The organism is Vibrio sp. FF266, from assembly GCF_041439695.1.
GTDB lineage: Bacteria > Pseudomonadota > Gammaproteobacteria > Enterobacterales > Vibrionaceae > Vibrio > Vibrio tasmaniensis_A.
In genome coordinates this window covers 112587-123265 of record NZ_JBGOOO010000012.1, presented here as the reverse complement: position 1 = coordinate 123265, position 10679 = coordinate 112587, and the positions used below count along the sequence as shown (strand labels likewise).

The window sequence follows — 10679 nt, the reverse complement described above, 5'->3', positions numbered from 1 at the left end:
CGTTAGTGATTGTACTCACTTAACTCAGTGTCCAAAACTTCTGGTGCGGATCACTAGTTCTTTTACTTGCTTCGCCACACGTTTCTTAAAAGCAATTTCAACATCCTCATTAGACATTCCTTCGGTGCTTTTATTAAAGTATTTAATCAAGATTTCAGCCATCTCGTTGTGATTATAAAGGTCAAAATTTTGAATATACTTGGAATCATATTTCTTATGTTTTACTTGATAAAAAGCCTTAGTAAACTTTCTAGGTTTAATGTCTACTTCAAATCGCTTACACAGCATCATGATAAATGAATCTAGTTCGTGTAATAGCTTTTTATCTGTTATTTCTGAGAAAAAGAATAACCACCCTTTTGATTTTTTATTGAAAATACAGCCAGTTATTCTCAAGTTTAGTCGCCACTCTAAGAACTCTTGGCTCTTCAATTTCGAATGTTTATAACCTGAGAAGATAGACAGAATGGATTCTCTTAACTTGTCTACAGAGCCACTTCGAGCAGATATAAACTGCTCTTCAAAGTGATAACCAAGATATGTAAAGGATTCATCACTAATAACTCCTATTGAAGACTTATCTGGAGCTTTAATTGGGTCATGAACTTTTAACCTCAAACGTTTGAACTGAGCGATCACATCTTCGGCAATCAATTCACAATCGTTTTTTTACACAATATTAGAATGTCATCGACATACCTATAGTAAGCAATATCTGTTCGAGTATTGTAACGTTTATCTAGATTTGAAAGGAAAATTGCAGCAAGTACGTTGGAGGTTGATAAACCTTGCGGGACGCCCTTTTCGTTTAAACGGTCAGAAGCATGAGGCTTGGGTACAGTTGGAGCTGTTATCGAGCTTTCTATTACATTCAGTATTACTTTATCTCTAATGCGTCTTCTTAAACGTTGTAATAGTAGCTGATGATTTATAGACGGGTAAAAATTAGAAAGGTCAAGTTTGATGAAAGCATCAAACTGCCCTGTAGACATATCAGTCTTAACGTCTCTAATAACGTTTTGAGGTAAATCAAAGTTGATATCATCTTTGAACCTGATTTGGAGGAAGTCGCATAACGCTCTTAGAGCCAATCTATCTCTTATTGTGGGTATAGATATTTCACGAGGTGACTTTCCACGTCCTTTGCTAATTAGTTTTAGCTTGTATTTGGTAAACGAGTAGCTCCCTTCCAGTACCTTCCTTTCAATAATACTAATTTGCTCATCTTTCATCTCTCTAAAGACTTGATGATTCATGTTATCTATACCAGTAGCATAGGAAGTAGCGATGTGTTGTTGGTACAAGTTATTAAGATTATCCAACGAAAATGTTCGGTTGAATTCTGTTATTACTTTCATGGATTACCTGACTAAAAGAGTCAAAAATGGCAGACCTACAAAGGCTGTAAGGATTAAGTATTTTCCAAAAGTAAAAGCTATTACTTCAATTACATTAGGTATAGTTGGAACTCTTGTAAGTGTGCCCATATCCTTTTTTGAGGTATTTAGCCACTCATTCATCAAAGCACTTTTAAAATCTATATCTTCATGGTTTTCTGAACTACCTAAAATTGTTTTATAGTCAGAGTTAGCTTGGATTAGGTTGCAACTAGGGTTACGAAGAGTACCCTCCAGTTCACTTAAATGCTCATAGCAATTTTTTAACGAAACTGCTCGCTCTTTGAAATTCCGGTTACTTATATAAAGAGATGCACATAATATTAGAACGGAGAGGATAACCATGACAATTGCGAAATCACCACTGTCTGTAGGTTTTTTTAGTTCATAAATTGACATGCAAACCGTGAAAGATGAGTACCAGAGCAGAATTAATTGTGAAGCAAAGTCATTAGATTGGAGTCGCTTGGCAGCTTGGATTCTTGCCTTTCTAGTCCACCATACTGTGTCTTTAAAAGACATATAATCACCTCCAGAGAAAAGAGTGTGAGGCGTCGTTTTTAGTAATAATAAGTAACGCCTATTGCTAGACTAGTTCGAGGAACTAGAGGTAAAACCTCTCAAAATTAGTAGCACCCATTGCTGGATGACTGGCAAGCCAGTCCGCCTCACGCGTAGATTATATATACCCCTAATTGTTATGCAACTACTTATGGTTCGTTGTAATAAAAAAGTCAAACTAAGTGATTGAGCTCGTCTTTTGGTTTCCAGTGCAGTAAGGAAAGGAGCACTGTTTCACCACTAACTGCGCATTACACCAAACGATTCAACGTGCGGGCCATCTCTAAGCTCTTCCTGTCACCGGCCCAAATGATTGATACTTCAAGCTCCCTAGCCGCCTGTTTAAAAGCTTTGCTAATCACTTCAGCCATTTTGACATCTTGTTTCTAGCTTCTTCATGACTCAGAGCCTTACTTTCAGAAATGGTACGCTCACCACGTGCGATCCCTTCCAGGATAGCCAAGCGGTTTTGCATAAACTGGTAGTCGTCAACATCTACGAGATACGCAGAGGGTCTGCCATGCTCGGTGATCAACACGGGCTCTTTGGTGTCGTGCAGATCGGCTAGGATTTTGGTCGCTTGACGCTTAAGGGAAGTAACGAGCTCAACTTTCATGAGGATAACTCCCATATAAGATTAAAGTGATACTGTTGTATCACTTTCAATCTTGCAAGATTAACGCATAAAAATACCAAGTGTCGACAATCACGCTCAAATACTTGTCGTTTATGGGAACAAGGGGATATACGATTTTGTAATCGCCGTACCCTCGCCTGATGCTTCTCATTTTCGAGTTCATCTTTACGCTTTAACGCCTCAACTTTGTTTTGATTAAGCAGTTTCCCTACCCAACACCTTGTTGTGTTCGGCTAAAGGCATACTGATTGTGTAAATATAAAGCGATATGAGAAAAATCGAATCATGTTGCTTCGTATTGATGTTTATATCGATAATAAGTTCATAAAATCAGATGGTTACACAAAACCATTATTAGTTTAAAAGCTCTACATTTGGTAAGGTATTCAAGGAATCAATAACTTATTATATAAAAGGCTTAATATGAAAATCGGTATGGTTGCCCTATCACTATTCACCGCTTTTGGCATGAGTTCATACACGCTTGCAAATGAAAATGACACAGCAGCTAAAGAGCTTGGTCATTTTTATGCAGGTGTAGATGTCGGATTTTATAATGAAACCGAATTAGAATACCGCGGTAGCAAAATTGAAGATTCTTCTGATCTAGCTGACTTGAGTTATAACTTAGTTGGCGGTTATGAGTTCAATACACACGATGTAGTAAAGCTGGGATTAGAAGCAGAGTACCGAAAAATTGGCAAAGTTAACTTTGCTCAAATGATGGATATGGAAGGCCAAGCCTTCTTCGTGAATGTTAAACCCAAATTCATCGTTAAAGGCGACGTCTTGGATTTGTATGTCTCCCTGTTAGCAGGCGTTGGATCTATTGATACGGAAATCAAAGCCTTTGGGCTCTCAGCTTCTGAATCTGAGGCCGCTTACCAAATCGGTGGAGAATTTGGCGCAATAATTACCGACAATATCGACGTTCATGTTGGTTACCGCTCTGCACATATTGAAATAGAGTCCATCGATGTTTCATCCAAAACAGCATACATTGGTGCACGATACCATTTCTAAAGTTTCTTCAATGGCTAGACCAATTTATTGCGGTCAACTAGCCTAACATTGCAAATAGTCCGATCTCTTTGAGGTCGGATTTATCATTATTGGTTCACTTAACTTCCTTTACATTGCCTCCAAATATAGACCTATTCTTCCATCAATATAAAGTTACGTTGCAACTTATTAAAAAAACCAGCGCTATTGCAAGATAAATCACTCAAACAGGCTGCTATTTCGTGTTTAAATTTTGATCTATCAATCAGTTATATGATTAAACTTGGTGACTAAGCAAGCAAACACTATGCATTCACGCTTACATTATGAATTATAGTGTTAACATCAGACAATGTTGTAAACCAGGTGTTTGATATGTTGCCTAAACTTTATAAGTTCAGATCTCTTCACGATAGAAACATACAATCGATATCCGAGTGTTCGTTGTGGTTTGATTCCGCTAAGACCTTTAATAACCCTTTTGAATCTCATCACCTGTTCAACAAAGAACTTCAGAACGACTTCAAGGTTATGTGCTTCTCTCAATCGAATGACCATCCCATACTTTGGTCTCAGTATGGCGATAACTTTAAAGGTATGTGTATTGAGTATGATCTTAACTGTTATCACGGTGAGGCAGATCTCAATTGCTTTGAAGTTCAGTATACTGACAACCCAAGCATGCTTAGTTCTCCTTCGCTAGTTGACTTAAAAGCATCGAAATTAGCCGCGAGCGTACTTGGAATCAAACATTCAAACTGGCGTTACGAAAAAGAATATCGCTGGGTACTGCCCAATGAAGAGATTATTGGCAACAAGCTGTATCTGAATAAAGAGTGTATAAGCTCTGTGATTCTCTCAGAACACGCTCCTGCCGATAGAAAACTAAAGGTACTGATGACTTGCCAACACCTCGGCATCCCAGTTAAACACGCTGTCGCTAAACAAGACTCGTGTACATTTGGCACCTTCTGTTAAATAGATATCAGTAAAATGAACGCCCTACGTGACATATTGTTTATAAAAGGTGACAGTGTAACAAACTGACATCTAACTCAGTTCACCGTAATCCACTCGTTTTCATTGGCATTTTAAGCAATTATATTAATATGATTTAGTTATAGTGCATCATGATGGTCAGTTTGTGATATGAAGTCGGATGTACTTTTCTGGAAAACTGTATTTGAACTTTTTCTTGGTTGGTAAGTGCTGTTTCGCCTGTCTACAAGCTTTACTATCGCCGGACGTTCTCACTCTCTTGATTTTTGTATAACCTTTGGAGTGCTTCATTTCAATCATCAGGTCACAATAACCATCGATTTCAACATTGCTCTTTTTTAGGCCTTTCATGACCGTCGCTTTGATTTTTTTGGCTACGGGATTAACCAATGCATCGTCGGGAAATACGACTGGGGATAAAAAAAACAACAAAAGGATTAGATATCTCATACTGTTCTCCTTTATTGGAACTGAGAACAGTATGACGATGGTTAAGGCAAGCGAAGAACTAACTTAGTATGAAGATTGACAAGATAAGACGTAATTCTTGACCATTACGCCTTCTTTGAGCCTTTAGATTTGAAGCCGTTATGTGGGAATACATTACGAATACTTTGTTGCACGTTCTTAGGTACATCCTTTGTGAACTTGAGATTATAACCAGAGCGCTTTGCGTACACTTTTAATTCACCTTTAAAAGTGTTGTTGTGGCCAATCTCTTGAAGGTTGTGCTTAAAGCTGGGTGGAAGATGACCTTTAACTTGTTCGATCGCCCCATCGTTAAATTTGATTTTCAATACCGGCCTATCAACCGCGACTAACCAAAAAACCAACGCTGCACCGATTAAGATTACATACATCATAATGTCACCACTACTGTTGATGATTATTTATCGTCAGAAAGGAGCTTGCTTAAATCTTCTTTAAGATTGGTTACTGTCTTGCTGGCCTGTTCACTACGAGATGCTTCGCTCACCAAATACTCAATAGCATCTGATAGCGTACAACCTAGCTCGTTCGCACGCTGGGATAGCTTTTCCCATACGCGATAATCAAGGTCGATTGATTTTTTCTTGGTGTGAACTTGTTCAGCATTAAAGTGACGCTTTCGCTTAGCTCGGATCGCTTGCTTAAGCTTGTTATCGAGCTCAGGAGACATGTTGTCAGATATCCACTCAAGAACACCTGTTGGTTGGTGTTCAAGCTTCAATAAGGCTTGTACAGCAACGTCAGCTTCACTTGAATCAATATGGCAGGTGATCGACTCGCCTTCTTTCCATTTTTTGACCAGATAGTTCCATTTCCAACCACATTCCAAGTTTTCAAGTTGCTGATATTTCATGTCTAATCTCGAGAGTTAATCCTAGTGACAGCGTAACCCAAAATAGGCTATTTAACAATTGTTGTCTTGAAAGAATAGACCAAGATCATACTTATATTAGCTTAGTGATTAGTAACTACAACATAGAGCTACAAGCGAGATCGGTTTTTCTATATACTCCCTACCTCATTATCATAATCAGAAACTTAAATGACTCTAGTAGATTGGCGACATGTTACGCCTCAGTACGACGAATATAGCGCTCAATTAGAGCAATTCCCTGACATCTCGCCTTTCCCATTTTCAGACATTCAACATAGATTCAACGATGCGCTAACCCGCTTTGTCCGCTTGTCCAATCTTTCGCGTGTTTTACTTGTCAACGCTCCGGACAATTCGATCTATCGTCAAATGATTGTTGAATCTTTAGTAACTGCTCTAGATGATCACACGTTACCAGTAATAAAAACTGAGTCTTTAAATGCTGTCTCTCTGTTTGACCAAGTTCAATCAAAAGACGGCCAAGTCGTTGCGACAAAGCCTGGCTTACTGGCTAGAGCGAACAATGGTTATCTGATTGTTTCAGCCAACTTGATTCTAGCAAACCCGGGAAGCTGGTTACTGCTTAAATCTGCACTTCTTGGTGAGGCCGTAGAGCCCATCAGTAGCAACCCTGAACACTTAAACCAATCTCCATCTTTACCGCTTACCTACAATATTAAGTTGATTGTGGTTGGAGACCGAGCTCAACTCGGCGATCTTGATTACCTAGACAGTGATATTCAAACCGGTTTCTGCCTATTCAGTGAAATTGAACAAGACATAAAGCTAACAGAAGAGACGTTGACTCAATATCTTGGTTACCTTAAATGGCTCCAACAACGTTATGAACTGCCAAACATCACGCAACAAGCTGTGACAGGCATTCTTACTGCTGGAGCAAGAGAAACTGAAGACCAAAGCTATATACCGTTATGCCCGATTTGGCACAATGCGTTATTGAACGAAGCTTTGATTGAAGCCGACCATGGTGAGATTGATGGTCACCATATTCAGCAAGCACAACAACACAAATACAACCGCGAATCGTACTTACCTGAACGTGCTCTTGATGATATTCGAGATGGCCAAGTTATTATCGAAACCGAGGGTGAACAAGTTGGACAAGTTAATGGTCTGACGGTTATCGATGTACCAGGACACCCAGTATCGTATGGTGAACCAGCCCGAATTTCATGTGTTATCCACTTTGGTGATGGTGATATTGCCGACGTTGAACGCAAAGCGGAACTCGGTGGTAACCTTCATGCTAAAGGCATGATGATCATGCAAGCGTTTGTAAGCAGCGCGTTAAACCTTGAAGATCCGTTGCCCTATGCTGCTTCTGTTGTGTTTGAGCAATCATACTGCGAAGTTGATGGCGATAGTGCTTCTCTTGCTGAGCTTTGCTCTTTGGTCAGTGCTTTGTCGGAATACCCTATCAATCAACAAATAGCGGTAACCGGTGCTGTCGACCAATTCGGTCGTGTACAAGCAGTTGGTGGGCTAAACGAGAAAATCGAAGGCTTCTATCATGTGTGTAAACACAACGGGTTAACTGGCGAACAAGGTGTGATCCTTCCAAGATCTAACTTACGACATCTTGCTCTGAAGCCAGACCTAATTGAAAGCATCAAAAACAAAGAATTCCATATTTGGTCGGTCTCTAATGTAGATGAAGCTATTCCTCTTATTATGAACAAACCATTTAGAGACGATGAACAAGAAAGCGTTCTGAGCAAAATTGCGGAACGTATTGAAAACTTTGAAAGACATGAGCACCCTATTGGAATTGTTGGACGCATTAAAAACTGGTTTGTCTAGTACTCATCGGACTTGTTTAGCGTACACCTGTTCACTAATATGCACCTATCAAAAATTGGAGTAATTGATAATGCAAAACAAACGTGATTCTTACACTCGCGAAGATCTTCTAGCATCAAGCCAAGGCGAACTATGGCCTGAAGGTCCTCAACTACCAGCACCGAACATGTTGATGATGGATCGCATCACTAAAATGTCTGAGACTGAAGGTGATTTCGGTAAAGGTTTGATTCTTGCTGAACTGGATATTACTCCTGACCTATGGTTCTTCGACTGTCACTTCCCTGGTGACCCAGTAATGCCTGGTTGTCTAGGACTTGATGCAATGTGGCAGCTTGTTGGCTTCTACCTTGGTTGGGTTGGCGGCAAAGGCAAAGGCCGTGCTTTAGGTGTAGGCGAAGTGAAATTCACTGGTCAAATTCTACCTACTGCGAAAAAAGTGACTTACGAAATCCACATGAAGCGTGTTGTTAACCGTCGCCTAGTTATGGGCCTTGCAGATGGTCGCGTACTTGTTGATGGCAAAGAGATTTATGTTGCTAAAGATTTGAAAGTTGGCCTTTTCCAAGATACTTCAGCATTCTAATCTAACCATTTGATTAGAATAACGCAGCTAGATTTAATAAAGCAGCCCATGGCTGCTTTATTTTCACTCCAATAAATTTAGTTATAGTGCATTAAGTTATCCCGTATTAAATTTGAAACAGGATAAATCCACCAGCGATACACTTATGATAGCGAAACTAGAATGCTAAATAGCTCTGGGAATCTTTGTATTGTTCTGAAACTAACAAGGCTCCACTGCTGTACAACAATGGAGCTTTGATCTTTGAATATGTTCCGCCCTATCTATTTATAGAGACCTGATTGCTTATCACCTTTGGCGTCACGCCAACCACCTAACCAATAAGACCGAGAATCCATTTGGCTATATGGGCAAGCTTCTTGTGACCTACCGTTTATACCAGCTTTGTAGCCTTGAGATTGTGCTCGTTCTAGTCGATCACGCTTTTGTCTCTTCATAGTGCAGTCCTCATACGGGTGTTCTATTTACTAACATACAATGATTACAACTTTGCGGAGTTTTTGTGACTCCAACTTTAAGAATCGACCAGTTTTTCACTTTTCTCAAGGCGAAAAAAAGCCCGAATTCAGAATTGTGAACTCGGGCTCAAGAGATGAAATTATTTAAATTTTCTACGGAACCCTAATAAGCCGAGTACAGTCAAAGCGAACCAACCTAAGCTACCGCCTTTACGATCGACCTTTGCTGTATCAGTACTACGAGCTTGGATATCGCTCTTACCTTTACCTTCGATAGGAATCAATTTAACCGCAACAACCTTTTCAACCGCATTAGACGTAGCACCGCCACAGTATGAGTTGTGAGACGTTGTATCGTATGGTTTAGGTGTGCCGCCAACAACACATTTGATAGCAGTCGCAGAGATAACACCCGCATCGTTGATACCTGAAGCATCAATGATTCGGAACTTGTTGTTCTCTCCAGAAACGTTGCCATCGTTAGTTAGATCATCTAGAAACCAAGCTTTGTTCTGAAATAGATCAATTCTTGATGGGTCAGTACCCGTTGCTTGATATGGATAAATAAAGCCGCGGTGTCTACGCTCACTTCCATCAACTTCACGCGTTGTTTCTGCGTCAACTTGACCAACAATTTCATTGAAGTTGTTAACTGCTCTAGCTTCACCACTCGAACCAGCAAAGAAGATACCACCAGTTAGGTATGTCGCTGTTGGAGTCGCAACTGAAGCATCAGTAACAACAAACATCTTGCTGCCTGCGCTACCATTTTCAGGCACTCGACCATTACGCTTAGAGTTACCAATAACAAACAAGTTTTTGTTGATATCGGTCGCTACAGAGTTACTGTATTTGTAATCATTAGACGAGTTAGAGTTGACCTTAGCCCCCTCAATTGATTTGGTCGTCCAAGTATTCGCGCTGTCAGCTAAGTCCAGAGATTTACTGATGAATACAGATGCATTCATATCTTGCAGATCACCACTACCATCAACAGTATTGTAGCCTACGCCATAAAACTTAGTATCCGATTCGGCAATTGAACGCATGCTACCTTGAGCATAGTAATCGCCTTGTCTAGCAGTTCCACCACGAGTCCAATCGATTTGCTTGGTATTCGTACCATCCCAAATAGCAGCTTTTGAACTAAATACAGGATCCGGCGTTGACGTCTCCGTAATGGTTTCACTAGTAGACACACTACCTACATTGTAAACAGTACCATTACTCGCTGTGATGGCTTTCCATGCTCGAGTCTCAGAAGATCCTGCAGGCTTGGCTGTCGTTGTAAATATTGCATTGTTTCGGATGGTTCCCTCAGACTTAACACCGAGTGGGTTGGCATCTTTATCTAGAGAGTTGATCACTGTATTGCGAGTATCGAGTATTGCCCCGCCTTCTATAAATGCCTTTGCATTTACATAACTCAGGTTGTTTCTTTCCTTAAACCAAGTATCTTCCCAGCGAGTTTTCGCCCAGCTTTCACATGTGGAATATCTTAGTTCACGGTTACAATAGTTTTTGAAGTCATCGAACTCTTGTAAATATTGGAAGACAGCATCCATAGCAAAAGGAACTTCTTCACGGTAACTAATGGCTTCAAGCGAATTACGAGTTTCACCTGCTAGCTTAAAGCTATCACATGCGACACCGCCGATAGTAGCGTCGGTAAAACAACTTTCAGTTCCGGTAACCGCCGCTGGTTGAATCGCGACACCAAACGTTTCAGAAGCTCCGACAATTGAGCTAGGAGTCGCGACTTCAACTACCTTGTACAGTGCAGCATTCGCGTTAGTTGCAGCCAAAACTAAGGCTGCAACTGTTGTTAATTTAAATTTATTACAAGTCATGATTA

General features: G+C 40.2%; 13 protein-coding genes. 4 read left to right on the top strand and 9 right to left on the bottom strand.

Annotated elements, in window-relative coordinates; all coding sequences use genetic code 11:
- Positions 1–24 precede the first annotated feature (24 nt).
- The 4 genes from ACED59_RS11760 to ACED59_RS11745 form a co-directional block, all read right to left on the bottom strand.
- Positions 25–654 (bottom strand): hypothetical protein, encoded by a 630-nt coding sequence (locus ACED59_RS11760; protein WP_371704952.1) that lies wholly within the window; start codon positions 652–654, stop codon positions 25–27.
- On the bottom strand, positions 651–1358 hold the full coding sequence (locus ACED59_RS11755; protein ID WP_371704951.1) for a reverse transcriptase domain-containing protein: 708 nt from the start codon (positions 1356–1358) through the stop codon (positions 651–653). The genes ACED59_RS11760 and ACED59_RS11755 overlap by 4 nt, the downstream gene beginning before the upstream one ends.
- A gap of 3 nt (positions 1359–1361) precedes the next feature.
- Positions 1362–1919, bottom strand: coding sequence for an SLATT domain-containing protein (locus ACED59_RS11750; RefSeq protein WP_017099293.1), 558 nt, complete (start codon positions 1917–1919; stop codon positions 1362–1364).
- 397 nt (positions 1920–2316) lie between these two features.
- A complete protein-coding gene (locus tag ACED59_RS11745; protein WP_017099295.1) occupies positions 2317–2574 on the bottom strand; it encodes a type II toxin-antitoxin system Phd/YefM family antitoxin in 258 nt (85 codons plus the stop codon).
- A gap of 444 nt (positions 2575–3018) precedes the next feature.
- On the opposite strand from ACED59_RS11745, the gene ACED59_RS11740 reads away from it, so the two are divergent.
- A complete protein-coding gene (locus tag ACED59_RS11740) occupies positions 3019–3618 on the top strand; it encodes a porin family protein (protein ID WP_017099296.1) in 600 nt (199 codons plus the stop codon).
- 354 nt (positions 3619–3972) lie between these two features.
- On the top strand, positions 3973–4575 hold the full coding sequence (locus ACED59_RS11735) for a DUF2971 domain-containing protein (protein WP_029224091.1): 603 nt from the start codon (positions 3973–3975) through the stop codon (positions 4573–4575).
- Between the two features lie 159 nt (positions 4576–4734).
- On the opposite strand, the gene ACED59_RS11730 is transcribed toward ACED59_RS11735, so the two are convergent.
- The 3 genes from ACED59_RS11730 to matP all read right to left on the bottom strand — a co-directional run bounded on the left by ACED59_RS11730 (position 4735) and on the right by matP (position 5938).
- Entirely contained in the window at positions 4735–5046 is a 312-nt protein-coding gene (locus tag ACED59_RS11730; protein WP_017099298.1) for a hypothetical protein, read from the bottom strand.
- A 104-nt stretch (positions 5047–5150) separates the two neighbouring features.
- Entirely contained in the window at positions 5151–5459 is a 309-nt protein-coding gene (locus tag ACED59_RS11725; RefSeq protein ID WP_017099299.1) for a DUF3634 family protein, read from the bottom strand.
- Between the two features lie 23 nt (positions 5460–5482).
- Positions 5483–5938 carry a macrodomain Ter protein MatP gene (gene matP, locus ACED59_RS11720; RefSeq protein WP_009846670.1) on the bottom strand — a complete coding sequence of 152 codons (456 nt, stop codon included), beginning with the start codon at positions 5936–5938 and terminating at the stop codon, positions 5483–5485.
- A gap of 189 nt (positions 5939–6127) precedes the next feature.
- Here matP and ACED59_RS11715 point away from each other — a divergent pair, with 189 nt between their 5' ends.
- Together ACED59_RS11715 and fabA are read left to right on the top strand one after the other, a co-directional pair.
- Positions 6128–7780, top strand: a complete 1653-nt coding sequence (locus ACED59_RS11715) for a Lon protease family protein (protein ID WP_017099300.1) — start codon at positions 6128–6130, stop codon at positions 7778–7780.
- A gap of 70 nt (positions 7781–7850) precedes the next feature.
- A complete protein-coding gene (gene fabA / locus ACED59_RS11710) occupies positions 7851–8366 on the top strand; it encodes a bifunctional 3-hydroxydecanoyl-ACP dehydratase/trans-2-decenoyl-ACP isomerase (protein ID WP_010440782.1) in 516 nt (171 codons plus the stop codon).
- Positions 8367–8629: 263 nt separating this feature from the next.
- Here the strand turns inward: fabA and rmf are convergent, their stop codons facing one another.
- Positions 8630–8803: a ribosome modulation factor gene (rmf, locus tag ACED59_RS11705; protein WP_009846667.1), complete on the bottom strand. Its 174-nt coding sequence runs from the start codon at positions 8801–8803 to the stop codon at positions 8630–8632.
- Between the two features lie 161 nt (positions 8804–8964).
- Positions 8965–10674: a DUF3466 family protein gene (locus tag ACED59_RS11700; RefSeq protein ID WP_017099301.1), complete on the bottom strand. Its 1710-nt coding sequence runs from the start codon at positions 10672–10674 to the stop codon at positions 8965–8967.
- Between the last annotated feature and the right edge of the window lie 5 nt (positions 10675–10679).

Excerpts from the sequence above, each read along its gene's own strand:
- ACED59_RS11755 (WP_371704951.1), bottom strand. The coding sequence starts at position 1,358 with ATGAAAGTAATAACAGAATTCAACCGAACATTTTCGTTGGATAATCTT.
- ACED59_RS11750 (WP_017099293.1), bottom strand. The coding sequence starts at position 1,919 with ATGTCTTTTAAAGACACAGTATGGTGGACTAGAAAGGCAAGAATCCAA.
- ACED59_RS11745 (WP_017099295.1), bottom strand. The coding sequence starts at position 2,574 with ATGAAAGTTGAGCTCGTTACTTCCCTTAAGCGTCAAGCGACCAAAATC.
- ACED59_RS11740 (WP_017099296.1), top strand. The coding sequence starts at position 3,019 with ATGAAAATCGGTATGGTTGCCCTATCACTATTCACCGCTTTTGGCATG.
- ACED59_RS11735 (WP_029224091.1), top strand. The coding sequence starts at position 3,973 with ATGTTGCCTAAACTTTATAAGTTCAGATCTCTTCACGATAGAAACATA.
- ACED59_RS11730 (WP_017099298.1), bottom strand. The coding sequence starts at position 5,046 with ATGAGATATCTAATCCTTTTGTTGTTTTTTTTATCCCCAGTCGTATTT.
- ACED59_RS11725 (WP_017099299.1), bottom strand. The coding sequence starts at position 5,459 with ATGATGTATGTAATCTTAATCGGTGCAGCGTTGGTTTTTTGGTTAGTC.
- matP (WP_009846670.1), bottom strand. The coding sequence starts at position 5,938 with ATGAAATATCAGCAACTTGAAAACTTGGAATGTGGTTGGAAATGGAAC.
- ACED59_RS11715 (WP_017099300.1), top strand. The coding sequence starts at position 6,128 with ATGACTCTAGTAGATTGGCGACATGTTACGCCTCAGTACGACGAATAT.
- fabA (WP_010440782.1), top strand. The coding sequence starts at position 7,851 with ATGCAAAACAAACGTGATTCTTACACTCGCGAAGATCTTCTAGCATCA.
- rmf (WP_009846667.1), bottom strand. The coding sequence starts at position 8,803 with ATGAAGAGACAAAAGCGTGATCGACTAGAACGAGCACAATCTCAAGGC.
- ACED59_RS11700 (WP_017099301.1), bottom strand. The coding sequence starts at position 10,674 with ATGACTTGTAATAAATTTAAATTAACAACAGTTGCAGCCTTAGTTTTG.